The 26,233-nt window shown below is 74.9% G+C and carries 18 protein-coding genes and 1 pseudogene; 13 read left to right on the top strand and 6 right to left on the bottom strand.

Features of this window, described 5'->3' with window-relative positions; translation table 11 throughout:
* Nucleotides 1-70 precede the first annotated feature (70 nt).
* The 3 genes from ACFC1T_RS06255 (at nucleotide 71) to ACFC1T_RS06245 (ending at nucleotide 3,357) form a co-directional block, all read left to right on the top strand.
* A complete protein-coding gene (locus tag ACFC1T_RS06255) occupies nucleotides 71-1,192 on the top strand; it encodes a fatty acid desaturase family protein (RefSeq protein WP_375884230.1) in 1,122 nt (373 codons plus the stop codon).
* Nucleotides 1,193-1,284: 92 nt separating this feature from the next.
* Nucleotides 1,285-2,424, top strand: coding sequence for a glycosyltransferase family 4 protein (locus ACFC1T_RS06250; protein ID WP_375884464.1), 1,140 nt, complete (start codon nucleotides 1,285-1,287; stop codon nucleotides 2,422-2,424).
* A 57-nt stretch (nucleotides 2,425-2,481) separates the two neighbouring features.
* On the top strand, nucleotides 2,482-3,357 hold the full coding sequence (locus ACFC1T_RS06245) for an alpha/beta fold hydrolase (protein ID WP_375884227.1): 876 nt from the start codon (nucleotides 2,482-2,484) through the stop codon (nucleotides 3,355-3,357).
* Nucleotides 3,358-3,376: 19 nt separating this feature from the next.
* On the opposite strand, the gene ACFC1T_RS06240 is transcribed toward ACFC1T_RS06245, so the two are convergent.
* The gene (locus ACFC1T_RS06240; RefSeq protein ID WP_375884224.1) at nucleotides 3,377-3,994 is read right to left on the bottom strand and encodes a TetR/AcrR family transcriptional regulator; all 618 of its coding nucleotides are present in this window, start codon (nucleotides 3,992-3,994) and stop codon (nucleotides 3,377-3,379) included.
* Entirely contained in the window at nucleotides 3,991-4,353 is a 363-nt protein-coding gene (locus ACFC1T_RS06235; RefSeq protein WP_375884222.1) for a DUF1304 domain-containing protein, read from the bottom strand. The genes ACFC1T_RS06240 and ACFC1T_RS06235 overlap by 4 nt, the downstream gene beginning before the upstream one ends.
* 188 nt (nucleotides 4,354-4,541) lie before the next feature.
* Between ACFC1T_RS06235 and ACFC1T_RS06230 the strand changes: the two are divergent.
* Together ACFC1T_RS06230 and ACFC1T_RS06225 are read left to right on the top strand one after the other, a co-directional pair.
* Nucleotides 4,542-4,907 (top strand): annotated as a pseudogene (locus ACFC1T_RS06230) (YybH family protein); the annotation flags it as partial.
* A gap of 21 nt (nucleotides 4,908-4,928) precedes the next feature.
* Nucleotides 4,929-5,219: a muconolactone Delta-isomerase family protein gene (locus tag ACFC1T_RS06225; RefSeq protein WP_375884461.1), complete on the top strand. Its 291-nt coding sequence runs from the start codon at nucleotides 4,929-4,931 to the stop codon at nucleotides 5,217-5,219.
* A 116-nt stretch (nucleotides 5,220-5,335) separates the two neighbouring features.
* On the opposite strand, the gene ACFC1T_RS06220 is transcribed toward ACFC1T_RS06225, so the two are convergent.
* The gene (locus ACFC1T_RS06220) at nucleotides 5,336-6,571 is read right to left on the bottom strand and encodes an MFS transporter (RefSeq protein WP_375884220.1); all 1,236 of its coding nucleotides are present in this window, start codon (nucleotides 6,569-6,571) and stop codon (nucleotides 5,336-5,338) included.
* Nucleotides 6,572-6,820: 249 nt separating this feature from the next.
* Here ACFC1T_RS06220 and ACFC1T_RS06215 point away from each other — a divergent pair, with 249 nt between their 5' ends.
* On the top strand, nucleotides 6,821-7,450 hold the full coding sequence (locus ACFC1T_RS06215; RefSeq protein WP_375884217.1) for a TetR/AcrR family transcriptional regulator: 630 nt from the start codon (nucleotides 6,821-6,823) through the stop codon (nucleotides 7,448-7,450).
* 97 nt (nucleotides 7,451-7,547) lie between these two features.
* Here the strand turns inward: ACFC1T_RS06215 and ACFC1T_RS06210 are convergent, their stop codons facing one another.
* Nucleotides 7,548-8,132, bottom strand: coding sequence for a TetR/AcrR family transcriptional regulator (locus tag ACFC1T_RS06210; RefSeq protein ID WP_375884216.1), 585 nt, complete (start codon nucleotides 8,130-8,132; stop codon nucleotides 7,548-7,550).
* An 84-nt stretch (nucleotides 8,133-8,216) separates the two neighbouring features.
* On the opposite strand from ACFC1T_RS06210, the gene ACFC1T_RS06205 reads away from it, so the two are divergent.
* Nucleotides 8,217-9,095: an SDR family oxidoreductase gene (locus tag ACFC1T_RS06205; protein WP_375884214.1), complete on the top strand. Its 879-nt coding sequence runs from the start codon at nucleotides 8,217-8,219 to the stop codon at nucleotides 9,093-9,095.
* Nucleotides 9,096-9,161: 66 nt separating this feature from the next.
* Here ACFC1T_RS06205 and ACFC1T_RS06200 read toward each other — a convergent pair whose 3' ends face one another.
* Nucleotides 9,162-16,727 carry a LamG-like jellyroll fold domain-containing protein gene (locus ACFC1T_RS06200; RefSeq protein ID WP_375884212.1) on the bottom strand — a complete coding sequence of 2,522 codons (7,566 nt, stop codon included), beginning with the start codon at nucleotides 16,725-16,727 and terminating at the stop codon, nucleotides 9,162-9,164.
* A gap of 365 nt (nucleotides 16,728-17,092) precedes the next feature.
* On the opposite strand from ACFC1T_RS06200, the gene ACFC1T_RS06195 reads away from it, so the two are divergent.
* The 6 genes from ACFC1T_RS06195 (at nucleotide 17,093) to ACFC1T_RS06170 (ending at nucleotide 23,120) form a co-directional block, all read left to right on the top strand.
* The gene (locus ACFC1T_RS06195) at nucleotides 17,093-17,929 is read left to right on the top strand and encodes an alpha/beta fold hydrolase (protein ID WP_375884210.1); all 837 of its coding nucleotides are present in this window, start codon (nucleotides 17,093-17,095) and stop codon (nucleotides 17,927-17,929) included.
* 297 nt (nucleotides 17,930-18,226) lie between these two features.
* Nucleotides 18,227-20,089, top strand: a complete 1,863-nt coding sequence (locus ACFC1T_RS06190; RefSeq protein WP_375884459.1) for an amidohydrolase — start codon at nucleotides 18,227-18,229, stop codon at nucleotides 20,087-20,089.
* Between the two features lie 97 nt (nucleotides 20,090-20,186).
* On the top strand, nucleotides 20,187-20,849 hold the full coding sequence (locus tag ACFC1T_RS06185) for a hydrolase (RefSeq protein ID WP_375884207.1): 663 nt from the start codon (nucleotides 20,187-20,189) through the stop codon (nucleotides 20,847-20,849).
* A gap of 58 nt (nucleotides 20,850-20,907) precedes the next feature.
* Nucleotides 20,908-21,435, top strand: coding sequence for a DoxX family protein (locus ACFC1T_RS06180; protein WP_375884204.1), 528 nt, complete (start codon nucleotides 20,908-20,910; stop codon nucleotides 21,433-21,435).
* Entirely contained in the window at nucleotides 21,416-22,153 is a 738-nt protein-coding gene (locus tag ACFC1T_RS06175) for a YoaK family protein (protein WP_375884201.1), read from the top strand. The genes ACFC1T_RS06180 and ACFC1T_RS06175 overlap by 20 nt, the downstream gene beginning before the upstream one ends.
* A 43-nt stretch (nucleotides 22,154-22,196) precedes the next feature.
* Nucleotides 22,197-23,120: a VOC family protein gene (locus tag ACFC1T_RS06170; protein ID WP_375884198.1), complete on the top strand. Its 924-nt coding sequence runs from the start codon at nucleotides 22,197-22,199 to the stop codon at nucleotides 23,118-23,120.
* A gap of 140 nt (nucleotides 23,121-23,260) precedes the next feature.
* On the opposite strand, the gene ACFC1T_RS06165 is transcribed toward ACFC1T_RS06170, so the two are convergent.
* Nucleotides 23,261-25,987, bottom strand: a complete 2,727-nt coding sequence (locus ACFC1T_RS06165; RefSeq protein WP_375884196.1) for a BREX system ATP-binding domain-containing protein — start codon at nucleotides 25,985-25,987, stop codon at nucleotides 23,261-23,263.
* Nucleotides 25,988-26,233: the final 246 nt, after the last annotated feature.

Genomic DNA, 26,233 nt, shown 5'->3' with positions numbered 1-26,233 from the left:
GCGTGTGGCCCCGGGACGGGTGGCTTTGCGGCCACGACCGGCCGGAGCGACCCGAGACCGGGATGGTGGCATGACCCTTCAGGACACCCCGACCGCCGGAACCACCCGGCGCGGGGACTTCGCCGAGCTGCGCCGACGCGTCGGCGAGGCCGGGCTGCTCCGCAAGCGCCCGCTGTACTACGGCTGCCGGGCCGCCGCCCTGCTGGGCGCCCTCGTCCTGCTGCTGGCCGGTTTCGCCGTCGTCGGCGCGAGCTGGTGGCAGCTCGCGCTGGCGCCGGTACTCGCCCTCGTGCTGGGCCAGTTGGCGCTGCTCGGCCACGACGTCGCGCACCACGCGGTGTTCTCCGGGCGCCGGAGCACCGACCTCGCGGGCATCCTGCTCGGCAACCTGGTGGTCGGGATGAGCTACGGCTGGTGGGTCAGCGACCACAACCGCCACCACGCCCACCCGAACCGGGAAGGGCGCGATCCGGCCGCCAACGCCATGCTCTTCGTCCGCACCGCCGAACAGGCGGCCCGTACCAAGGGGTTGAGGAGGACGGTCGCCAAGTACCAGGCGGAGCTGTTCTTCCCGCTGCTCTCGCTCCAGGCCCTCGGCCTGGTCGTCGCCACCGCCGTGACCCTGACCCGGGGCCGGCTGCGCCACCCGGTGCTGGAACGGACCCTCGCCGCCCTGCACTACGCCCTCGCGGCAGGCCTGCTGCTGGCCGTCCTCACCCCGCTCCAGGCGCTCGCCTTCGCCGTGCTGTGCGGCGCCGTGCTCGGCGTCTACCTGGGCTGCATCTTCGCGCCCAACCACAAGGGCATGCCGATGACCGGACCGGACGAGCAGCCCGCCGACTACCTCCGGCGCCAGGTGCTGCCCTCCCGCAACCTGCGCGCCGGGCGGTTCACCCACTTCCTGTTCGGCGGTCTCGGCTACCAGATCGAGCACCACCTCTTCCCGGCCATACCCGTCCCGGCGCTGCGCCCGGCCTCGCGGATCGTACGCGCCTACCTCGCGGAGGTCGGCCTGCCGTACGCCGAGGCGGGGCTGGTCGACTCGTTCCGGGAGATCCTGCGGGACCTCCGGGCGGTGGGCCGCTGCGTCGACGCGCCGCCGAGCGCGGCCGTACCCGGGGCCAGGGCCGAGGACGGTCGTGCCCGGGTCGAGACCGGGGCCGCCCGCATCGAGAGCGGGGCCGCCCGGTGAGCCGTCTCCTGTCCGGACCGGCCGTGCCGCTCGCCCCCGCCGGCCCCTCCGCACTCGCTGCATCCGCCGCCCCCGGGCCGGACGGCGGACCGCTGCGGGTCCTGATCGTCACCGAGTCCTTCCCGCCGCAGCTCAACGGCGTCGCCCACAGCGTGCTACGGACCGCCGAGCACCTGAGCACCCGCGGCCACCGCGTCCTGGTGGTCACCCCGGCGACCCGCACCCGGCGCGGCCCCGAGCGGGTGGACGGCTACCAGGTGCTCCGGGTCCCGTCCGTCCCGCTGCCCGGCTACCCGGAGGTGCGGATCGCCCTGCCCGGCGGGCAGTTGGCGGCCGCGATCGAGCGGCACCGCCCCCAGGTCGTCCACCTGGCCGGGCCGTTCGCCCTCGGCGCGGCCGGCGCCGCGGCCGCCCGGCGGGCCGGCGTCCCGGCCGTGGCGGTGTTCCAGACGGACATGGCGGCCTACGCCCGGACCTACCTCCCGTTCGCGGGCGAGGCCGGTGCCCGGACGGCCTGGCGGATCCTACGGCGGGTCCACGGCGCGGCCGCCCGGACGCTGGCGCCCTCCCGGGCGTCGCTGGACGCGCTGGCCGCCCACGGCGTCCCCCGGCTCCACCTGTGGCCGCGCGGGGTCGACCGGGAGCGCTTCCACCCGCGCCACCGCGACGAGGCGCTGCGCCGCCGGCTCGCCCCGCGCGGCGAGGTGCTGGTCGGCTACGTCGGACGGCTGGCGGCCGAGAAGCAGGTCGACCGGCTGGTGCAGGCCTCCCGGCTGCCGGGCGTGCGGCTGGTGGTGGTCGGCGACGGCCCGTGCCGCGCCCCGCTGGAGGCCGCACTGCCGGACGCGGAGTTCCTGGGCCGCCGCACCGGGCACGAACTCGCCCGGCTGTACGCCTCGTTCGACGTCTTCGCGCACACCGGACCGTACGAGACCTTCGGCCAGACCGTCCAGGAGGCGATGGCCAGCGGCCTGCCGGTGGTCGCCCCGGCGGCCGGCGGGCCGCTGGACCTGGTCCGCCCCGGGCGCACCGGCTTCCTGGTGCCGCCCGGCGTGGGCGAGGAGTTCCGGACGGCCGTCGACCGGCTCGCCCGGGACGCCGGCCTGCGGGCCGAACTCGGCCGGGCTGGCCGCGCCGCCGTGGCCGAGCGCGACTGGGCGTCGATCGGCGACCGGCTGATCGGGCACTACCGCCTCGCCATCGCGGAGACCACCGGAGCCCTGCGGCGGTGAGCCGCGCGACGCCACCGCCACTCCACCGCAGCTCCGCTCCCGAAGGAACCAGCCCCCGTGCACCAGCCGCTCGCCGCCGCCTACACCCCCGGCACCGCACCCGCCGCCGACACCGCCGTCTTCCTGCACGGCCTGGGCGGATGGACCGACAACTGGGCAGCCCTGATCGGCCAGTTGCGCGGCGCGGTGCACTGCCTGGCCCTGGACCTCCCCGGCTACGGCCGGTCGGCGCCCCCGCCCGGCGGCCTCGTCACGGTCGAGGGCCAGTCCGCGGCCGTCGCCGCCCACCTGGACCGCGCCGGGCACCGCCGGGTCCATCTGGTCGGCAACTCCCTCGGCGGCCTGACGGCCCTGCACATCGCCGCCCATCGGCCCGAGTTGGTCGCCTCGCTGACCCTGCTCGCCCCCGTGCTGCCCGCCCTCCCCTCCCCCCAGGCCCTGCGCGCGGCGCTGCTCGCCCTCCCCGGCGCCCCACGCCTGTACGCCCGGCTGCTCGCCGAGCGGAGCCCGGACCGCCAACTGGACGACCTCTACCGGCTGATCTACGCGGACCCCGCCCGGGTCCGCCCCGAGGTGCGCGCGGCGGAGGCCCGCGAACGGCTGCGCCGCAGCGAACTCCCGTACGCGGGAGGGATGCTGCCCGCGGGCATGCGGGCCGTGGTCCGCTCCTCCCTGCACCGGGGCGCTGCCTCCCCCTGGCACCAGGCGGGCCGGATCACCGCCCCCACCCTGCTGGTCTACGGCCGGGAGGACCGTCTCGTCCCGTTCCGGCTCGCCCCGCGCGCCTACGCCGCCTTCCGCGACGCCCGCCTGCTCACCCTCCCCGACACCGGCCACGTCGCCATGCAGGAACGCCCCGCCCCGGTCGCCGCCGCCCTCCGCGCCCTGATCGCCGAGACCGGACGGGCGCCTGTACCCGTCCCGGTGGCCTGACGCCCCGCCGTCGTGCCGGTCAGAGCCCCGGCGTGCGGTGCAGGGAGATCAGCAGGCGCCAGACCCGCTCGGCGACCCGCTCCGGCTCCGCCGCGATCCGGCCGTGCAGCCAGTCGGCGAGCACCCCGGTGAACGTGCCGGCGACCGCGGCCGCCACCAGGTCCGGTTCCGGCGCTCCGGCCAACGCCCGCTCGGTGCGGCTGCGTTCACGCAGCTCGCGGTTGAGCACCAGGCCGAGCGGCCCGCCGCCGCCCGGTGCCAGCAGGGCGCGGTGGAGCCCGGCGTGCGGCACCAGCTCGGTGAAGAACCCGGTGAGGGCGGGCGGCGGGACGTCCGGGTCGGGCACGCCGCGCCAGGCGTGCAGCGCGTCCACCGCCACCCGGACCAGGTCGGCGCAGGCGTCCACCGCCAGCGCCTCCAGATCGGCGTAGTGCACGTAGAAGGTGGCCCGCCCCACCCCGGCCCGGCGCACCAGGGCGGCGACGCTGACCTCCGCGAGCGGCCGCTCGGCGCACTCCGCCAGCAGCGCCCGCCGCAGGGCGGCCCGGGTCCGCTCGGCCCTCGGGTCCACGGCGCCCCTCGGGTTCAGGGCATCCCTGGGGTTCAGGGCGTCCCTCGGGTCCGGGGCGGCGCTCATCCGGCCACCAGGACGGCGCCGAGGGCGACCGCTCCGGGCAGGGCCTGGGCGAGCAGGATCCGCCGGTTCGCGGTGGCGCCGCCGTACAGCCCGGCCACCACCACGCAGGACAGGAAGAACACCTGCACCTGGTGGCCCGTGGTACCGCCGGCAAGCAGCCCCCAGACCAGCCCGGCGGCCAGGAAGCCGTTGTAGAGGCCCTGGTTGGCGGCCAGCGGCGCCGTCGCCCGGGCGAGCTCCGGGTCGAACCCGGACAGCTCGCGGCCGGGCCGCCGCTCCCACAGGAACATCTCCAGCACCAGGATGTACCCGTGCAGCACGGCCACCAGGCCGACCAGCAGTTCCGCCGTCGTACGCATCGTCAGCTCCCGAGGTTCATGGACAGGTGTCCATCTTAACTGGACACCTGTCCATGAAGTCCACCGGCGCCCGTCGCACCCCCGCCGACGAGCGGCCGGCGCCCGGTCCGGGGGATCCTGCACCTGGGCGGCGGCGCGAGCGCCGGCCACCGCAGCGGCACCGCCGCTCCCGAGAGGAGACCCGGACCATGGACGAGGACCCGGCCGACGAGACCGTCCTGCGCGAGGTGCTCGACCGCTGGAAGGACGCGGTCGACCGGCACGAGCCCGAACGCGTCGCCGCCCTCTTCACCGAGGACGCGGTCTTCCAGGGCCTGCACCCCTACAGTGTCGGGCGGCCCGGGGTGGCCGCCTACTACGCCGCCCAACCCGCCGGCATGACCGCCGAGTACACGATCCTGACGACCGACCGCCCGGCCCGGGACCTCGTCCGCGGATACCTCTCCGTGGACTTCTCGTTCACCGACCGCCCGACGCTGAGCGTCTTCCTCGGCGTCCTGCTGCAACGGACCGCCGACGGCTGGGCGATCGCCCACTACCAGGTCTCCCTCCTGCCCCGGGACGCCGCCGCGCCCCTGCGCGAGTTCCTGGTCGAGATCACCACCACCGTGCCTGAGGGCACGCCCGCGGCGGAGGTCGACCGCCGGCGCGCCGCCGAGGCCGTCCGCGCCCGCGAGCTGGCCGCCGCCGGGCGCCTGGCGCGGCTGTGGCGCCCGGTCGGCGAGCTGCGCAGCATCGGCGTCTGGCGGGCCGCCGACGAGGACGAGCTGCACGAGGAGGTGCTGGGCAGCCTCCCGCTGCGGCCGTGGATGACCCTCACGGTGACCGCCCTGGAGTCCCACCCCAACGACCCGGCCCGGCCCTGACGGCCGGACCGGGCCCCACACGGGTCGGCACGGCTCGGCCCGCCCCACCCCGACGGCGCGCCGGGCGCGCTCGACGGTCTCCGCCTTCTCGCCGACGGATGGGCACCGTGAGGCTGCTACGGCTCTGTCCTCTGCGCCGGCACGGTCCCGGCGCCCCGCTGTTGTGGAACCCGGGTGGCGCGGGCGGTCGCGAGAGCGGCCAGCAGGCCCAGGGGGAGTGCGGTGAGCCAGACCAGGGCGGGTGGTCCGATGCGACCGAGGGCAAGCCCGGACATCGGGCCGATCGCCGAGCCGATGTCCTGCGAGGTGGACAGGGCGGCCTGGTAGGTGGCGCTGCTGCCCGCCGGGGCGTGGCGGCTGACGAACGCCGAGGTGGTGGGACCGTAGATCATCATGCCGAAGGAGGTGACGAGGGCCGCGGCGACGAGGGCGGGGTAGCCGAGGCCGGCGGCGGCGAACCCGGCGAGGCCGGCTCCTTGGAGGGCGGCGCCCAGGAAGAGGAGCCGGGCGGTGTCGCGGCGGCGGGCCCAGCGGCTGACGCGCATCTGGAACAGGATGATCGCGAGGGCGTCGACGGCGAACAGGATGGCGTAGGCCGTGGGGCTTATGGAGTCCACGCGGTTCAGGAGGACCAGGCCGTCCGCTTCCCACCAGGTGAAGGTGACGGTCAGCAGGCTGCCGCCGAGGATCAGCAGGGCCAGTCTGCGGTCGCGCAGGATGTGGGTGAACGGGCTGTGCACGTTCTCGGCCTCGCCGCCGGTTGCCTCTTGTGCGGTCTCGGGACCTGTGACGCGGTCGGCGGGGACGGTGATGAACACGGCGATTGCGGCGGCGACGAGCAGTACGCCCGCTACGGCGAACACGCTCGACAGCGAGAAGGCGACGGCGACCGCGCCCAGGACCGGTCCGACCACACCGCCGATGCTGGCCACCACGCGGGTCAGTCCGTAGGCCTGGTGAAGGTCCTCATCCGTGTGGAGGTCACCGATGAGGGCGGCGATGGTGGGGTGGAACGCCGACTCGAAGAGCCCTGCCGCCAGGAACAGCACGAGGGCGAGGACGGCGTGGTGGACCAGGAAGAGGCTGCCGTAGCCCAGGGCCATTCCCGTCGTGGAGAGCAGCATCATGCGGCGGTGCCCGATCCGGTCGGCCAGGACGCCCCCGGCCAGGCCTCCGGTGAACTCGCCGGCGGCCTGGACGAGGAAGAGGGCTCCGGCCGCTGCTCCGCCGAGTCCGCCGACGCGGTGGGCCCACAGGACGATGAACGGCAGCATGATGCCGTTGGCGAGTGCGCCGAGCAGCCGCACCGCGAGGAGGCCGCGGAAGGCGAACGTCGCCTGCCGTGGGGTCATTCCGTCGCGGATCCCGGGCGCCAGGGTGTTCACGTGCGGTCTCCCGGCGTGGCGGCGGGGCGGGTCTCCGCGGGTGCGGCCGGGTCGAGGGTCCGGGCCGGGCCGATGCGGTGGCGTGTGGTGTTCATGAGGGCTTCCTCTGCCGTGAGGGCCGTTGGGCACGGCGTAGCCGCCACCCAATTACGGGTCACTGTGTCTCGAAAGAGGCTAGCACCATTTCGAGGCACGGTGTCTTGTTAAGCTGGTCCCATGCAGAGCACCCCCCCAGAGCACGCTTCACCCGGGCGCCCCCGCAGTGAGGCGGCGCGGGTCGCCGTTCTCCACGCCGTCGACGACCTGCTCGTCGAGCAGGGATACGCGGCGATGACCATGAAGGGCATCGCCGAGCGGGCCGGGGTGGGGCGCCAGACGGTCTACCGGTGGTGGTCCACGAAGGCCGAGATCCTGCTCGAAGCAAGCACCAGTGACGCCGCCCACGAACTGGCCACGGAACCCCGAGCCCGCCCCACGGACGACCTCACCGCATTCCTCGAAGCGCTGACGTGCTTCCTCACCACCTCACCCGCAGGTCTCGCCTACCGGGCCCTGCTGGGCGAAGCGCAGCACGACAGCGCCGTACGCGACCTCGTCCGCACCGCCGACCTCCTCGGCACCGCAGCCCAGGCCGTACTCGCCCGCGTGAGCCCGCACGCCGCCCACATGCCCCCCGCGCCACTGGCCGCGGCCCAGCTCACCGGGCCCGTCCTCGCCGTCATCCTGGAGACCGGCGGCCCGCTGCCACCCGCCCTGCTCGCGGACCACGCCGACGTCCTGGTCCGGGCCTGGACCACAGAACCCGCACCCCGACCCGCTACCGCCGTGCGCCCGGGCACCGCCTGATCCGCAGCGGCTCTCCCCGAATCTCCTCGAAGTGCGGTACGGGGTCCCGGTCTTCCCCGTACGACCCTTCCCCCGCACGCCCCTATCCCCGCACGCCTCAGTCAGGCGCGCCGGCCGCGAGGACCTGCCGCAGGTCCCGTACGGACGCGCGGATGAGCGCCGGCAGATCCGAGCCGCCCGAGGCGTCCGGCTCGGCGATCCAGCGCGCGACGGCGACCTTGAACACGGCCATGCCCGTCTCGGCCGCCAGGCCGGCGGTCGGCGCGGGGACGCCGCGGCCGCGCAGCGCCTCGGCGGTCGCCGCCGCCATCGCGTCGAGCTTGACCAGCTCGCGCTCCCGTAGCTCCGGGTTGGCCGACACGACGGCGTCGCGCCGCCGGACCCGTTCGGGGTTCTCCTGCAGCACGGCGCCCGCGGCTTCGAGGGCCGCGCCCACCGACTCCATCGGGGTCGCGTCGGCGGGTGCCCCCGCGACCGCCCGCACCAGCAGCTCCCGCATCAACTCGGTGCCGTGGAAGAGGACTTCGCGTTTGTCGGCGAAGTGCCGGTAGAAGGTCCGCTCGGTCAGCCCGGCCCGCACGGCGATCTCCGCCGCCGTGGTCCGCTCGAATCCCTGCTCGGCGAAGAGCGCCAGCGCCGCTTCCGCCAGCCGTCCGCGCCCGTTCGGCTCCCATCTGCCCATGCGGTGATCGTACGCGATGACAGTCCCTGACATCACTGCTAGCCTGACGACAGTCACTGACATCACTCTTCCGGAGGTTCTGTCATGCGGGTGTTCGTCACGGGCGCGTCCGGCTGGATCGGCTCCGCCGTCGTCCCCGAACTCATCAAGGCCGGCCACCGGGTCACCGGGCTCGCCCGGTCCGACGCCTCGGCCGTCGCCGTCGCCGCCGCCGGGGCCGAGGTCCTGCGCGGCGACCTCGCCGACCTGGACACCCTGCGCGCCGGGGCCACCGCCGCCGACGCCGTCATCCACCTCGCCTTCGTCCACGACTTCACCGCCTTCGACGCCTCGATCCGCACCGACGCCCGCGCGGCCGAGGCCCTCGGCGAGGCCCTCGAAGGCTCCGGCAAGCCCCTGGTCGTCGCCCACGGGACACCGGCGGCACCCGGGCGGACGGCCACCGAGCACGACCGCAGCGCCCCCGGCTCCCTCGGGGCGGGCCGCGAGGAGAACGCCGCGGCCGTCCTCGCCCTGGCGGAGCGCGGCGTGCGCCCCTCCGTCGTCCGACTGCCCCGCACCGTCCACGGCGACGGCGACCACGGCTTCATCGCCCAGCTGGTCACCACCGCCCGCGCCAAGGGCGTCTCCGGCTACGTCGGCGACGGCTCCCAGCGCTGGCCGGCCGTCCACGTGCGCGACGCCGCCCGCCTGTTCCGCCTGGCCGCCGAGCAGGCCCCGTCGGGCTCGATGCTGCACGCCGTCGGCGACGAGGGCGTACCGACCCGCGACATCGCCGCGGTGATCGGCCGCCACCTCTCCCTCCCGACGGCCGCCGCCCCGGCCGAGGACTTCGGCTTCCTCGGCGGCATCCTCGCCGTCGACCAGCCCGCCTCCAGCACTTTCACCCAGCACCTCCTCGACTGGCACCCCACCGGCCCCGGGCTGCTCGAAGACCTCGAATCGGGCCACTACTTCCGCTGAGCCCTCGGCACGGGCCCGGGCGGTCCCCCGGGACGGGACGGTCCCGTCCCGGGGGACCGACCGGGCTCAGGCGTCCACGCCGTAGTACTGGGCGAGGAAGCCGATCACGTCGGCGGCGTGCGGAAGCAGCTCCGGCAACTCCCGGGCCAGCGTCGCCCGGGTGGCCTCGGCCAGTTCGGGCAGGCCGGTGGCGGCGGACTTCACGTAGGGGTCGAGGCGGCGGACGAGTTCGTAGTTGCTCTCCACATCCAGCTGCCGCATCGCCTTCTCCAGCGGGGGCGCGTCGGCCGGCGGGATGTCGGGCAGGACCCTGCTGACGAAAGTGACCCGGTGCAGCACCCGCCAGCACGGCGGCTTGCGGTCCGCCTGGCGGGCCTGGCGCAGCGCCGCCGCGTTGGGGTCGTTGCCGTTCTCCAGCCAGACCGGGTCGACGACCTTGTGGAAGAAGCTGTCGAAGTGCTCGCTGTCCTCGCCGAGGTAGAAGCTGAGGAAGCGGTAGGCGTCCACCTTGCCGGGCACCTTGACGGGGTTCCCGTCCCGGTCGAAGACCGGGTTGCGGTCGGTGTCGTAGCTCTGGAGGTTGCTGCTGGGGGCGACCTCCACCTCCAGTCCGAAGGAGCGGGTGGCCTCCTTGCCGCGCGCCCGGGTGGCGGTCATCCCGCCGCCGACGGAGGCGTCGAGCTGGGCGCCGATGCCGATGCCAGCGATCTGGAAGGAGGTGCCGATGGAGGTGCCGACCGAGCCGGAGAGCGAGTACGAGCCGGCCGTGGTCTCGCTGACCACGTCGGTGGTCTCGGTGGTCTCGGCGAAGAAGCCGCCGGCGGCCGTCCAGACGTAGGTGTTGACCAGGTCCCGGCGGGAGAAGCCCTGTCCGGTGGCGCTGTCGGCGCTCTCCCGGCCGCGGGCCGGGGCGGCGTCCGCGCCGATCGCGCCGCCGAGCACCCGGCCGGCCTTCTGGGCGAGCGGGTCGGGGGCGTGGGTCTCGGTGGAGACGCTGTCGTAGTAGCTGTGCAGGCGCTGCTGGTCGCGCTGGATGCGGCGCTTGAGCGCGTACGCCTCGCGGGGCTTGAAGTAGCTGTACTCGCCCCGTTCCCGGCCGCCCCGGTAGTCGGGGTCGGCGACCTTGCCGCGTTCGTCGAAGCCGACGGTGCCGTCCAGGGTGCCCTGCTTGGTGTAGCGGGGGTTGATCGGGAACGGGACGACGTTCCAGTCCTTGGGGATGTCGGGGTTGGGCTGGATGCGGTAGGCGACCAGCGCGCCGCTGTGCGCCAGGCGCAGCGCGAAGACGTCGGCGGTCTGCGACTGCACGACGGCGAAGCCGGTGTTGGCCGGCACGTACCTGCGCCCGGCGGTGGGGTTGAGCAGTCGGCCCGGGTCCTCCCAGTGGCCGGTGAGCGAGACCTTGGTGGTCCGGGCGGTGTTCTCGCCCTGGGAGACGGAGGTGTCCTCGGCCCAGCTGTTGGAGAACTCCAGGTTGCCCCGCACGCTCGCCGAGACCCCGCCCTTGGCGATGGACTTGGCGATGCCGAATCCCAGCGGCGCGGTGATCATCCAGACGTCGACGTCCACCTCGTTGGAGAGCGCGAAGCCGAAGGCGGCGTCCACGCTGCGCTCCTTGGCGGAGGACAGCGAGCGGACGACCTGTTCGGCCTCGGTGAGCTTGACCGTGGAGGCGCCCTCGAAGGTGTCGCTGCCCGGGTCGGTCAGGCCCGCGGTGAGGTTCTCCGAGGGGATCGGCGGGGCGCCCTCGACGTAGCCGATCAGCTGGGGGTCGAACTGGACCTGGCTGACCCACTCGCTGACCAGCTCGCCGACCTTGTAGCCGGTGACCAGGTGCCAGCGGCCGTCCTGGAGGTAGCTGTAGGCGCGCTTGAGGACGCCGAAGGCCTCACCGCGCGAGCCGTACTGCATGTCGGCGTACTCGGCGACCGCCGGGGCGGCCGAGACGCTCTGGTGGAACGCGTTGCGCAGGCCGGCCAGGGCGGAGCGGACCTGGGCGGCGTCGTTGGAGACCGGGGCGGTGGAGAGCACGGTGCGCGGGCGGGTGGCCTCCGGGCCGAACTCCAGGTGGTTGCCGCGCAGGCCCTCGTCGCGGACCTGGGCGGTGCCCGCCTCGGTGGAGTCCCGGTCGAACGGCCAGTAGGCGACCAGGTCCTCCTTCTCACCCTTGAGCCGGGTGAACAGGTTGTCCAGCAGCTGTTCGTGGGTGCGGGCGGTGCGCCAGATCCGCACCTCCTCCAGCACGCCTTCGAAGGCCTCGACGGGCTTGCCCCGCTTGAGCACCGCGCCCAGGGTCAGCTGGGCGTCACCGTTCTCGGCGAAGGCGGCGGTGTCGGGCAGGCCCGGCGTGCCGGCCGGGTCGCAGGCCACGGCGACGCCGTTGCGGTACAGCCGGAAGACGCTGCCGCGCGGGTCGGGGTTGCGGACCCAGCGGGCGCCGCGCAGCCGCGCCGGGTGCGAGCCGGTGGCGTCGGCGGCCGTGCTGCCCGCGTTCTCCTCGAAGCGCCAGTGCGCGACCAGGCCGCGGTCCCGGGCGGTGACGGCGCTGCCGAGCCGGGCGGCGTCCCGGGCGGCGCCCCAGATCCGGACCTCGGCGAGCACCCCGGCCAGCTGCTGGACGGTGACGCCCTCGCGGGCCCGGCCGAGCTCCAGCGGCGCGTCGTTGCCGCGCGGCCCGGCCCCCTCGTAGCGGCCGGCACCGATCTCCCGGCCGTCCAGGTGGAAGCGGATGTCCTGCCACTCGCGCACGGCCAGCGACTCGACCAGCTCGACGCTCTGGGTGACCGGCTTGCCGTCAGCGCCGGTCGCGGTGATCTGCCTGGTGCCCTTCTGCTCCTGCATCGAGCGGCCGCCCTTGCGGACCACGGCGATGCGGTGGAACTGCCCGGCCTTCACGCCCTCGGTGGAGGTGAAGCGCACGGCCCGGCCGTCGGGCTCCTCGAAGGCGAACTCCAGCCGCCCGTCCGGCAGGACGGCCAACCGGTACGGCACGCTGCCGCCGACACCGTCGGCGGTGCGGCCCTTGGAGAGCAGCCCCTGGGTCTCGCCGAGGCGGTCGACGCGGGCGAACACCTCCAGCGTCAGGTCGTCGGCGATGTCCAGCGCGTCGTCGTCCGGGACGTCGAGATAGGCGTCGCCGGTCAACTCGACCGCCCAGGACTGCTGGTAGGCCAGGGCGAGGTGGCTCCACTCGCGCAGCGGGAAGGTCTCCCGGCTGACCACGCGGCGGTCGCCGACGTACGCGACGGCCCGGTAGCCGCCGTCCGCGACCGGCGAGCGCGCCGGGACGGGGGTCGGCATGCCGCGCAGTTCGGCGTGCCGGTTGTTCCCGGAGCGATCGGCCAGCACGGCCTGCGCACCGGGTTCCGGTGCCGAGTACGTCCAGTAGCCGAGCAGCCCGGCCTCGCTGCCGCTCAACCGCCGCCCCTGGTCGGCCCGCAGCTCGTCGCCGCCGCGCGCCTTGGACCAGAGCCGCACCTCGTCCAGCCGGACGGAGGCGAACTCACGGGGCCAGCAGGGCACCGCGCCCAGCGAGAACCGGCCCTGCCCTCGGTACGGCGCGTCGGCGGTTCGCCGGGCGATCTCCTGGCCGTCCAGGTAGATCACCTGCTGGCGGGTCTCGCGCTGGAAGACGCAGGCCCAGTGGTGCCACTTGGTGTCGCCGAACACCTGGGCGGTGTCCAGGTCGTCGCCGTAGAAGGCGAAGGTGAAGCGGCCGTTGGAGCGGAAACCGATGTGCAGGCTCTCGCGGTCGCGCCCCTGGTCGCCGCTGTGGCCGAGCACGTAGTGCGACCGGCTGTCGATCGTGGTGCGCTGGGCCCAGAACTCCACCGTGAAGTCGCCGTCCCCGAAGCCGAAGGCGCCGGGCACCACGGCCGCGTCGTCCACGCCGTCGAAGACCAGCCCGGAGGTCGCCCGGGTGCCGAGCAGGCCGAGGCCGTACGGGGTGTCCCCCGCGCTGGCGTGCAGCAGCCGCGCCGGGCCCTCGGCCCGTTCCGGGTTGACCCAGGTCTCCAGGGTGAGGTCGCCCGGGGTCGCCGCCCGGGGCAGTTGCCCGGCGGGCAGGGCCAGGAAGCGGCCCTTGCCGTCGAAGGCGTAGGCCCGGCCCGGCATGTCGGCCCGCCAGCGCCCGCCGTGGCCGCGCGCCAGGCCGTCCGCACTGCCCAGGGGCAGTTCAGCCAGGCCCCCGGGGTCGACGGTGATCAGCCGGGAGCCCTCGGCGAGGGTGCTGCCGGGCTGCGAGGACTCGGACCAGCGGTGGTCGTAGCGCACCCGCTGCACGCTCATCCCGGGCTTCAACAGGGCCGGCTCCGCACCCGCGCCGAGGCGCAGCGACTTCGACCCGGCGGGGTGGCTGCCCTCGAAGCGGAAGCCGTGGCCGCCGACGGTCACGAAGCCGGGGCCGGCCAGCGGGGCGAGGGTGCCCTCGGTGAACTGCACCACGTCGCCGTCGATCCGCAGGACCGAGCCGATCGTGACGGGCTGCTCGGCCGCGCCGTTGACCACGGCGGCGAAGTCCTCGGCCCGGCGGGGCAGGTGCGACCACTTCTCGGTCTGCCCGCCGTGCCGGATGGTGAGGGTGACCTGCGTCGGGCCGTCCCCGGCCTCGACGGTGATCCCCGTCCCGGTGAGGTCGGTGCCCGCGTCCCGGGCCGTGAAGGAGACCGTCCGCGCGCCGGCGGCCAGCTGCCGGGAGGAGCGCAGCACCTGGCTGTCGTAGTAGGCGGCGAAGAACTGGCCGTTGGAGCCCCGGAAGTAGAGCACGACGTTGCCGGTGGCGCTGTCCAGCAGGAAGGGGCGGTCGGCGGCGCGGGCGAAGCCCAGCAGCGCGCCGGAGCCGCTCAGGCCGGTGCGGTCGACGGTGAGCTGCGGCACCGGCAGGGCGATGTCGTCGGAGCCGCGCACCCCGCCGGTGAGCCGGCCCAGCTCCTCCCGCTTGGCGGCGAGCCCGGCCTGCTGGGCGGCCAGGTCGCGGCGCAGCTGGGCGAGCCGGTCCTGCTTGGTGCCGAGGAGCTCCAGGCGCTGGGTGAGCTCGGAGATCTGCCGGTTCAGCCGGTCGGTGGCGGGGTTGGTCCGCAGCGAGTTGTCGATTCGCTCCAGGATCAGGATGCTCTCGCCGGAGGCGTTCGCCGCCTGGTACTCGTACTGGACCACGCGGTCGCCCTGGCTGTCCCGGGCGGTGATCGGCTTGCGGCTGCCCCGCACCACCAGGCTGTAGCCGTTGAAGGTGTCGAGGGCGAAGTGGGTGAAGTCGTTGTCGGCCTCGCGGCGGTACTGGATGAGGCGGGCGTCGTTGCCGGTGTCGCGGCCCGCCACGTTCATGTCGAGGCCGGAGTTGGCGTTCCGGACGAAGTAGCAGGGGAAGCCGTTGAGCGTGGTGCCGGTCTGTTCGAAGGTCCAGAGCGTGGACGCGGCCTTCCGGTCGGCGGTGCGCACGACCGTGGCGGCGCCGTCCTTGCTGTCGCCCTCCACCGCGAGGTACTGGTCCTTGCCGTCCTTCTGCAGCTTGAACCGCAGCCGGTAGCGCCAGTAGGTGGGATCGTTCTCCAGCGCGGTGCGCGCCTCGGCGCGTTGGCGCTCGACCTCCGGGATCTCGGCGGTCTCCAGCTGGAGTCGGGTGATCTCGGCCTCGGTGGCGGCGACGTCCCGGGTCAGCTTCGCCACCTGGGCGTCCACCTCCCCGGCCGCGTCCACCGTCCCGCTGGACTCCGGCGCGGCCAGCACCGGCAGCGCCAGCTCCTCCGGCACCTGGGCCAGCCTGCCGTCCCGGCCCACGCCGAGGTCCACGGTGGCGACGTAGGCCTCGTCGGTGGCCCGGCCGGTCACCGGGTCGGGCCCGCCGGTGGTGCAGGCGAGCAGCACCCTGGCCTGGCGCTTGACCGGCTTGGACGCCTGGTCGTAGCCGGCGGGCGCGGCCTCCTGCTGGTGGTGCAGCAGCGCGGACAGGCCGGAGACCACCCGGCGCCCGGTGAAGGCGAAGCTGCTGCGGCTCACCCCGGAGTCCTCGCCGACGGGGGCGTCCGAGGTGACCCAGGCGGGGCCGCCGCTCAACGCGGCGTGCCGGGCGTGGTCGGTCTGGTCGTGCAGGGTGGTGCCGGAGCCCTCGTCGAAGCGGTAGTGGACGGCGAGCCCGGGTTCGTTGCCGATCAGCCGGCGGCCGCGGTCGGCGGCGATCTCCGCGCCGCCGCGCGGGCGCAGCCAGATCCGGACCTCGTCCAGCTCTCCGCGCCCGTACGAGCCGATGGCGCGTCCCAGGGTGAGTCCGCCGAGGCCGGCGTACGGCATGTCCGTGGTGCGGCGGCCGAGTTCGACGCCGTCGCGGTAGACGATCTGCTCGCGGGTGGCCCGGGTGAAGACGCAGGCCCAGTGGTGCCAGTCGGTGTCCGTGATGCGCTGCGCGATGTTCAGGTCGTCGCCGTAGAAGGCGAAGGTGAAGGTGTCGTCGCTGCGGAAGCCGATGTGCAGGGTGCGCAGCCGGACGCCCTTGGCGGCGCCGTGGCCGATCAGGAAGTCCTCGCGGCCGCCGGTGGCGGTGCGCCGGGCCCAGAACTCCACCGTGAAGTCGGAGTCGGCCAGGTCGAGGGCACTGCTCGGCAGTTCGGCCAGGTCGTCGACGCCGTCGAAGCGCAGCGCCGTCCCCGCCCGGCCGCCCCCGTCCTCGGCGGGGACCAGCGGACGGCCGGTGAACGGGCAGGTGCCGGGCGCACTCTCGTAGACGGCGTTCCGGTGGCGCGGGTCGGGGCTGGTCCAGGCCTGGGTGCCCCGGGTGTCGAAGAGGCCGTCCCGGCTGCGTTGGATGCTGAAGGCGTCGATCCGGCCGGTGGCGTCGTTGTGGGCGAAGACCTGCCAGCGCTCCCGGCCGTGCACGGCGGTGGGTACCAGCAGGGCGGCGAAGCGGCCCTCGGAGAGGTTGCGGACGAAGGACAGCTCCTGGGTCGGCTCGACGAACGGCCGCCCCTCCATGTCCTGGGTGCCGAGGCTGTCCTTGGCGGAGTCCGGGCGGTCCTTGTGCCGGCTCCGGCGGTAGCGGACCTCCAGCACCGGCTTCAACTCGCCGCCGGCCAGCACGAAGCGGTCGCACAACAGGGTCGCGTCGACCACCGCGACCTTGCGCCCGCCCTCCGTGGCCAGGTAGTCCGTGCGGGCGGGGTCGCCGGAGGAGCCGGTGCCGTCGGCGAGCCGGAACACCGCGTCCGGGTGGTCGGCCCGCACCGACTGGCGCAGCACGTAGACGTGGGTGCCGTCGGAGACGACGTGGAAGGGGGCGGCGGCGCCGAGCCGGGCGGTGCTGGACAGGAACCGGTCCAGCTCCTGCTCCTCCAGCCGCTCCGCCGCGTCCGCCTCCACCCGGCCTCCGCGCTTGACCACCGGCATCCGCACCGAGCCCGCCACCGCGTAGCCGACCCGGGCCACCTCGGCCGGGAAGCGCAGCGTCAGCGGGTCCTCCGACCAGTAGGCCGCGTCGGCCTCGCCCTTCGCCTCGTCGTGCCGGGACAGGTCCAGGACGCTGTAGACGAGGCGCCGTTGCTCGTCCATCGCGAACGCGACCGTGCTCCCCTGGTGCCGCACCGTCGTCGTGTGCACGTAGGCCCGGTCGCCGTAGACCTTCGCCAAGTGCTGCTGCTCCGCCAAGCCGCCACCTCACGTCCGGTGGCCGTAGGGCTACCGACGGCCACGCGATCACCACAGAACGCGTCCACGCTTTCACTGAATGTGACGGTCGATCAAGTCACTTTCCCGCCGCCGCACCCCGGCGATCCGGCCACCCGCCGACCCCCACACCCGCGGCACCGTCCGTCCGCGCCGTCCGCGCCGCCCGCGAACGCGCCCCGCTCGGGCCGGGCACCTTCGGCGGCGCTGCCGGGCAACACGCGGTGCGCTCAGCGGCAACCGGCCCGGCGCGACCGGCCCTAGCGTGTCGTGCACCGCAGCCGCACCGACCGTCGGCTGCCCGCTGCACGCTGCACGCTGCACGCAAGAGAAAGTGAGCACCGCCCATGCCGTTCATCACCGTCGGCCAGGAGAACTCCGCACCCGTCGAGCTGTACTACGAGGACCACGGTTCCGGGCAGCCGGTCGTCCTCATCCACGGGTTCCCGCTCGACGGGCACTCCTGGGAGCGGCAGAGCGCCGCGCTGCTCGCCGCCGGCCACCGGGTGATCACCTACGACCGCCGGGGCTTCGGCCGGTCCTCGCAGCCCACGACCGGCTACGACTACGACACCTTCGCCGCCGACCTCAAGACCGTGCTGGACACCCTCGACCTGCGCGAGGTCGTCCTGGTCGGCTTCTCGATGGGCACCGGCGAGGTCGCCCGCTACGTGTCCGCGTACGGTTCCGCGCGCATCGCCAAGGTCGCGTTCCTGGGCTCGCTGGAGCCCTGCCTGCTCAAGACCGCCGACAACCCGGACGGCGCCGCCCCGCAGGAGTTCTTCGACGGCATCGTCGCGGCCGTGAAGGCCGACCGCTACGCCTACTTCACCGCCTTCTTCCGCGACTTCTACAACCTGGACGAGAACCTCGGGACCCGGATCAGCGAGGAGGCCGTCCGCAACAGCTGGAACACCGCGGCCGCCAGCGGCTCCCACGCCTCCGCCGCCGCGCCGTCCACCTGGTACACCGACTTCCGCGCGGACATCCCGCGCATCGACGTGCCGGCCCTGATCGTGCACGGCACCGCCGACCGCATCCTGCCGATCGACAGCACCGGCCGGCCGTTCCACCGCGCCCTGCCCTCCGCCGAGTACGTGGAGATCGAGGGTGCTCCGCACGGCCTGCTGTGGACCCACGCCGAGGAGGTCAACGAGGCACTGCTGGCCTTCCTCGCGAAGTGACCGCACGGCCGGTCCCGGCCCCGGGCCCCGGCCCCTCCCCGTCCCACCGGACGGCAGAGGGGCCGGGGCCCCGGCCGTTCCGGGGCCCGTACGGAACCGTTCCAGGGACAGCGGTGCGCGGACGGAACGGAGGCGGTGCACTCTGCGCAAACTCCTTGCCCTGCAACGGATCTAACGTTCTGTCACGTGATCGGGCACGCCGGGCCAACGCCCGCCCCGCCCGGCCGCCGCCCTCCGCCGCCCACCCCCGGGCGGCCACCCCAACCCCTGTGACAGGAGGCCTCCGAGGTGCCTGCAATGCCGGTCGGCGGGCTGACGCCCCGCTCCGTCGAGGACGCCGCCGACGTCGTCGTCCGCAACGCCAGGATCCACACCGGCGACGCCCGCCGCCCCCGGGCCGGCGCCCTCGCCGTCCGCGACGGCGTGATCACCGTCGTCGGGGAGGACGCGGACGTCGCCCCGGTCATCGGCCCGTCCACCACCGTGGTCGACGCGCTCGGCCGACGCGTGGTGCCCGGCCTCAACGACGCGCACCTGCACGTGATCCGGGGCGGCCTCAACTACGTGCTGGAGCTGCGCTGGGACGGCGTGCGGTCGCTGCGCCAGGCGCTCGCGATGCTCCGGGAGCAGGCCGCCCGCACCCCGAAGGGGCAGTGGGTGCGCGTCGTGGGCGGCTGGTCCGCCGAGCAGTTCGCCGAGCGGCGGCTGCCGACCCCCGCCGAGCTGAACGAGGCCGCGCCGGACACCCCGGTGTTCGTGCTCCACCTCTACCAGTCCGCGGTCCTCAACCGCGCCGCGCTCAAGGCCGCCGGCTTCACCGCGCGCACCCCGGACCCGAAGGGCGGCCAGATCGTCCGGGGTCGCGGCGGCGAGCCCAACGGCATGCTGCTGGCCGCCCCGAGCGCCCTGATCCTCTACTCGACGCTCGCCAAGGCCCCGGCCCTGGAGGGCGAGGACCGCCGCACCTCCACCCGGCACTTCCTGCGCGAGCTGAACCGCTTCGGGCTGACCTCCGCGATCGACGCCGCCGGCGGCTTCCAGAACTTCCCCGAGAACTACGGCACGGTGACCGAACTCGCCCGGGACGGACAGCTCTCGCTGCGGATCGCCTACCACCTGTTCCCGCAGACCGCCGGCCAGGAGCTCGACGACCTCACCCGCTGGATCGGGACCGTCCGGCCCGGGGACGGCGACGCGTGGCTGCGGCTGAACGGCGCCGGCGAGAACCTCACCTGGGCCGCCGCCGACTTCGAGAACTTCGCCGAGCCGCGACCGGAACTCGGCGACTACGAGGGCGAGTTCGAGCAGGCCGTCCGGCTGCTCATGGAACACGGCTGGGGCTTCCGGCTGCACGCGACCTACGACGAGACGATCCGGCGCGACCTCGCGGTCTTCGAGAAGCTCGCCGCGGAGGGACTGTTCCCCGCCGGCAACCGGTGGCTCTTCGACCACGCGGAGACCGTCTCCCCGGACAGCCTCGACCGGATCGCGGCGCTCGGCGGCTCGCTGTCCGTCCAGAACCGGCTCTCCTTCCAGGGCGAGGTGTTCGAGCGCCGCTACGGCCCCGGCGCCGCCGCCGAGGCCCCGCCGATCCGCGCGATGCTGGACCGCGGCCTGACCGTGGCCGCCGGGACGGACGCCACCCGGGTCTCCTCGTACAACCCGTGGGTCGCCCTGCACTGGCTGGTCTCCGGCCGCACGGTCGGCGGCCGGGCGCTGCGGCCCGCGCAGAACCGGGTCGACCGCGCGACCGCACTCGCGATGTACACCACGGCGGGCGCCGCGCTCACCGGCGAGCAGGACGTCAAGGGCGTGCTGCGGCCCGGCTGTTACGGCGACCTGGCGGTCCTGACCGACGACTACTTCACCGTGCCCGAGCAGGACATCCCGCACATCGAGTCCGTGCTGACCGTCGTCGGCGGCCGGATCGTCCACGCCGCGGCCGAGTACGAGGGCCTGGACGAGGAACTCCCGCCGGTCAGCCCGGCCTGGAGCCCGGTGGCCCGCTTCGGCGGCTACCAGGCCTCCGGCGCGGGCGCCCGCCAGGCGGAGCTGCTCGGACAGGTCGTCGCCGAGTCGGAGCTGCACCGCCACTGGCGCGTCGAACGCGGCCTGGCGGCCGAACGGCAGCAGCCCTTCGACCCCTGCTTCGTGCTCTGACCGCACCGCTCCCCCGAACCTCCGCCACGGACCACCGTGCGCAGGACCTCCCGAAACGCGCCGGACTCCTCCGGCCCGCACCGAAAGGACCACCACCATGGTCGACCTGACCCAGGTCAGCGCCACCCCGAGCCCCGACCTGCTGACCCCTGACAACGCCGTCGTGCTGTTCGTGGACCACCAGCCGCAGATGTTCTTCGGCACCGGCAGCGGCGACCGCACCGCGATCATCAACGCCACCGTCGGCCTCGCCAAGGCCGCCCGGGCCTTCGACGTCCCGGCCGTGCTCACCACCGTCGCCGCCGAGTCCTTCTCCGGTCCGCTGCTGCCGCAGCTGGGCGCGGTCTTCCCGGAGGCGAAGATCCTCGACCGCACCTCGATGAACGCCTGGGAGGACGAGGCGGTCGTCGAGGCGGTCAAGGCCACCGGGCGCGGCAAGGTCGTGATAGCCGGCCTGTGGACCGAGGTCTGCCTGGTCCTGCCCGTGCTGTCGATGATCGAGCAGGGCTACGAGGTCTACGTCGTCACCGACGCCTCCGGCGGCGTCTCCCCCGAGGCCCACGAGCACGCGATCCAGCGGATGACCCAGGCCGGCGCCGTGCCGGTCACCTGGGTGCAGGTGCTGCTGGAGCTCCAGCGCGACTGGGCCCGGACGGAGACCTACGGCGCCGTCATGGAGATCGTCAAGGAGCACGCCGGCGCCTACGGCCTCGGGGTCGTCTACGCCCAGGCCGTCATCGGCGAGCACGCCGCCGGCTGACCCCACCTCGGGGACACCGGAACACAACGACCAGGAACACAGGGACCAGGAACAGGACATGACGGATACCGGACTGCTGATCCTCCGCGTGGTGGTGGGCCTGCTCATCGCCGGCCACGGGGTACAGAAGGTGAGCCACCGCCTGGGCGGCAACGGCCTGGCGGGCGGGACGGAGGAGTTCCGGCACGACGGCTTCGCCGGCGGGCGGCTGACCGCGCTCGCCGCGGGCGCCGGGCAGATCGGTTCGGGCCTGTTCCTGGCCCTGGGCGCGCTCACCCCGCTGGCGGCCATGGTCGCCATGGGCGTGATGACGGTGGCGATCACCGTCAAGCGGCCGCACGGACTCTGGGTGCAGGACGACGGCTACGAGTACCCGCTGGTGCTGGTCGTCGTCGCCGGGTCGCTCGCCCTCACCGGGCCGGGCCGGTGGTCCGCCGACCACGCGGTCGGCCTCACCGCCTGGCCGCTGTGGCTGTCGCTCGCATGCCTCCTCCTCGGCCCGGCCAGCGGGCTGCTCACCCGGGCCGTCCTGCACCGCCCGCCGACGGCGGAGGGGGTGACGGCCGGTGCGCGAACTGCTGGCTGACGTCCGCCGGACGCTCGCCCCGCCCCGCACGGACCGGCACGGGCCGCTGCCCCCGCTGATGCTGCTGCTGACCATGGCCACCGGCGTGGTCGACGCCGTCAGCTACCTCGGCCTCGGGCACGTCTTCGTGGCGAACATGACCGGCAACGTGGTCTTCCTGGGGTTCTCGCTCGCGGGCGCCCCGGGGCTGTCCGCCCCCGCCTCGCTGGTCTCGCTGGCCGCCTTCCTGACCGGCGCGCTCGCCGGCGGGCGGCTCGGCAGCCGCCTGGCGGGCCACCGCGGGCAGCTGCTGGCCCGGGCCGCCGGAGTCCAGACGGTGCTGACGGCCGCCGCCGCCGTCACCGCAGCCCTGGCCGACGGCGGCGCGGGCGACGAAAAGAACTACGCGCTGATCGTCCTGCTCGGCCTCGGCATGGGCCTGCAGAACGCCGTGGCCAGGCGCCTGGGCGTGCCCGACCTGACCACCACCGTGCTGACCCTCACCCTGACCGGCCTCGCCGCCGACTCGGCCCCGGCCGGGGGCACCGCCCCGCGCCCGGGGCGGCGGATCCTCTCCGCCCTCGCGATGCTGCTCGGCGGCCTCGCCGGCGCGGCCCTGGTCCTGCACGGGCGGCCCGCCACGGCCCTCGCCCTGGCCGCCCTCCTGCTGCTGGCCACCGCGCTGACCGCTCACCGGGTCTCCGCCCCGGACGCCCACTGGGCACCGCCGACGGCCTGACCCCGACACGCCCCGACACACCCCGACCGGAAGGATCCTCCCCATGATGAAGGGCTTCGCCCGCCGGCTGGTCCCGCTGGCGGCGGCGATCGCCGCGCTGACCGCCGTTCCCACCGCCTCGGCGGCCTACGGCGACACGGCTCGCGCACCCGGCACGCACCGGCAGTTCGCCGTCGGCCCGCAGTACGACTCCACCCACGTCTACGTCGAACCGGGCACCGAGCAGGCCTTCGTGGCCAGTTGGGTCGCCACCTTCGGCGGCACCACGATCGGCCCCAACGCCACCCAGGTGACGCCGACCCCCAGCCGTACGCTCTCGGAGCTGGTGCTCTCCCCCGTCGGCACGCTCTCGGTGTTCGACTACACCACGCCCGTCCCGTACCCGTTCGGCACCGAGCGGACCGGCTGGCTGGTCACCGACCTCGACCGGGCCGTCGCCGCCGCGCGGTCGGAGGGGGCCTCGGTGACGGTCGCCCCGTTCGCCGACCCGATCGGCCGGGACGCCGTCGTCCAGTTCCCCGGCGGCATCAGCGCCCAGCTCTACGTGCACACCACCCCGCCGTCCTACCCGGACCTGGCGAGCGTGCCGGAGAACCGGCTCTACCTGTCCCCCGACGCGGTCGGCTCCTTCCTGCACAGCTACCTCGCCTTCACCGGCGGCCGGATCACCTCCGACGACCGACGGGCCGACGGCGCCGCGATCGGACTGCCCGGGACGACGTACCGGCTGCTGCGCCTCACCTCCGGCTTCGGCACCACCACGGTCACCGTGACGGACGGCCACCTGCCGCACCCGTTCGGCCGCGAGCTGACCGGCTACGGCGTGCCCGACCTCGGCGCCACCCTGGACCGGGCGAAGGCGGCCGGCGCCACGGTGCTGTGGGGGCCGGTCACGGCAGGCGGCCGGGACAGCGCGATGGTGCGGTTCCCGGGCGGCTACCTCGCGGAGGTCCACACCGCCCGGTGACCCGCCTCCCGGTGACCGGCCCACCCCGGCGGGGTGGGCCGGTTCCGCGGCGTCCGCCGTCCTGCGGCGGGCGGCAGCCGGCGGGCGGCGGGCGGCGGGCGGCGGGCGGCGGGCGGCGGGCGGCCCAGCCGCTCAGCCGCTCAGCCGCTGCCGAGGGCGTGCGCGAGCGCGGCCCGCGAGGTGATGCCGAGCTTCGGGAAGATCTTGTAGAGGTGCGCTCCCACCGTGCGGGGCGACAGCTGGAGCTGCTGCCCGATCTCCCGGTTGGTCAGGCCGGTCGCGGCCAGCCGGGCGATCCTCAGCTCCTGGCCGGTGAGGCCGCCGGGCTCCGCGGCCGGGCCGCCCGGCGGCAGCGCCACCTGGTCTCCCGCGGCCCGGAGCTCCTCCTCGCAGTACCGCGTCCACGGGTCGGCCCGGAGGCGCCGGAACACGTGCTGCGCCACCCGCAGCACCCCCCGGGCCCCGGCCCGGTGGCGCCGCCGGAGCCACGAACCGTGGGCGAGCCGCAGCCGGGCGAGCTCGAACGCCCAACGCTCCGCCCCCGGCACGGCGTACGCGGCCCGGTAGGCCTCCTCGGCCTCGTCGTCCTCGGCGGCCAGCGCGACCGCGGCCGCGAACAGGAAGGCGTGCCGGTCGGAGATCTCCGCGGAGCGGGCCGCGCGCGCCGCCGCCAGGTGGGCCCGGGCCTCGTCCCGCCGTCCGGTGTGCACGGCCGCCGTCACCAGGTCAAGGACCAGCGCGTGGTACCAGGGCGGGCCCGCGGGCAGCAGTCCGGGCGGAGTGAGCCCGCAGAAGTGCCCGTACGCCTCCTCGTAGCGCCGGTAGGCGAGCGCGGCCAGCCCGCGCAGGTGGGTCAGCCGGTCGAGGACGTACCGCAGCCGGGCCCGGGTGGCGACGGGCCGGACGACCTCGTCGACCGCCCTCAGCCCGGCCTCGTCGCCGCGCCCGGCCAGGAAGTGGGCGTGGTACTGGCGGAACATCAACGCATTGGTGTGGTAGCCCAGTTCGTCCGCGATCTCGGCCTCGCGCAGGCTGACGGCGGCCTGGTCCCAGTGCCCGAGCAGATAGTCCTGGTGGGCCTTGGCCTTCGCCACCGAGCCCTGGGTGGCGTAGCCGTGCAGCCCGGCGACGCGCTGCCAGAGGTCGCTCTCGGGGCAGTCGAGCGCCGACGCCGTCCACAGCACGAGCCAGGCGGCACCGGCCTCCTGTTCCTCCGTCATGGCCTCGGCCGCCCGCCGCAGGGCGGCGGCCGCGTCCGGCCCCGGGTCGGTCCAGGCCCGCAGGCAGAGCCGCCCCACCTCCGGGACGCCGTCCCGGTGCCGTTCCAGGGCCCGCCAGATCCGGGGGTCGTCGGTGTAGCCGGCGGCCAGCAGCAGCTTGAAGAAGACCTGCTCCGTGAGGCCCCCGAAGGTGTCGGCGCCCGGCTCGGTCAACGCGTCGAGGGCCGCGGGCAGCAGCGTGGCGGAGGACTCGAAGTCGACGTGGTGGCTCTGGTCGGCGTAGACCACCGCGTACCCGAACAGCGGGGCGACGTCCGGGGGCACCGTACTGGTCCGCAGCTCCTCCACCAGGGCCGCGGCGTGCCGCAGTTGGCCACCGCGGGCCGCCATCACCGCGGCCCAGGTGAGCCGGCGGGCGCGGTCGCAGGAGCCGGGGCTGAGGCCGGCGCCGCGTTCGAGCAGGAGCGCGCCCTCCGCGTCGCCCCCGCGCCCGGCCAGCTCGCGTCCGGCCCGTTCCAGGCGGCGTGCCAGGTCCTCGTCCGGGAGCCAGGCGGCCGAGGCCTCGTGGCTCAGCCGCCGGGGGTCGTCGGGCGCGAGCACCGCGGCGAGGGTGCGGTGGGCCGCCCGGCGCTCGGCGTCCGAGGCCGCCGAGACCACCGCGGCGCGCACCAGGGGGTGCCGGAAGGCCAGTTGCCCGGCCTCGTCGAGCCGGGCCAGACCGTCCGCCTCGATCCGCGCCAGGGTCTCCCGCGCGCCGTCGTCCGCGACCGCGCGCAGCCACGCGGCCCCGCCGAACTCCGGTCCGGTGGCCAGCGCGCCCAGCAGCAGCAGGCGTCCGACCTCCGGCGTCATCGTCTCCAGCCGGTCCGTGAACAGCCGTTCCAGCTTCCGCCCCAGCGGCAGCGGTTCCGGCAGCGGCGCGAGCCCCCGCTGCTGTGCGGACGCCAGCTGGCGCGGCAGTTCCACCAGCGCCAGCGCGTTGCCGGCCGCCTCCGTCAGGACCCGCTCCCGGGTGGTCGCCGCGAGGCCGGGGTGGTGGGCGCCCAGCAGCAGCACCGCGTCGTCCCGGGGCAGCGCCCGGACGTCGAGGACCTCCGCCGACCAGTTCCGGGCGGACGGGCCGTCCGGCCGCCCGGCCCCGACGATCACCAACGGCAGGTCGGCGCTGCGCCGGTGCAGGAACGCGAAGACCGTCGCGCTCGACGAGTCGATCCAGTGCAGGTCGTCCAGGACGAGCAGTACCGGGGCCGTCCGCACCGCCTCGTCGAGCAGCGTGAGCGCGGCGGCACCGACGGCGAATCCGGTCGGCGTGCCGGACCGGACTCCCAACGCGCTCTCCAGCGCCTCGCGCTGGTGCGCCGAGAGGGCGCCGGACCGCCGCAGCAGCGGCCAGAACACCTGGTGGAGCGCGCCGAAGGCGAGGTCCGTCTCGGCCTCCGCTCCGACCGCCCGCAGCACGGTGAACCCGCGCTCGCGCGCCGCCCGCTCGACCCAGCCGAGCAGCGTGCTCTTGCCGACCCCCGCCTCGCCCCGCAGCAGCACCGTGGAACCGCTCCGGCCGTCGACGGCCTGCACCAGGGCAGCGGTGAGCACCTCCGTCTCCCGTTGCCGCCCGATCAGTGCCCCGCCCGGCCCGCCGTCCGCCACTCCCGCCCCCTCAGGTCCGCCCGACCCCGTCCGGCGAGCACCCGATGCTACAACCTGTCAGGCCCCCGCAACCGAATCCTCCCTGGTCAGAGCCATGAACGAGCGAGACCCCACCGCCGCTCCGCCCACAAACGGACGCCGCACCCCTCGGCTCGCCGGTTCGCGTCGGCTCGGGCTCTCGTCGGGCGAGGACGGGGGTCACCCGGTGGCCGCGGGGCGGTGCGGCGGCCGTCGACTTTCGGTTAT

It is taken from the genome of Kitasatospora sp. NPDC056076 (genome assembly GCF_042266305.1).
Lineage (GTDB): Bacteria > Actinomycetota > Actinomycetes > Streptomycetales > Streptomycetaceae > Kitasatospora.
Note: the sequence above shows the minus strand (reverse complement) of the source record. Positions and strands in the feature narration are given on the sequence as shown.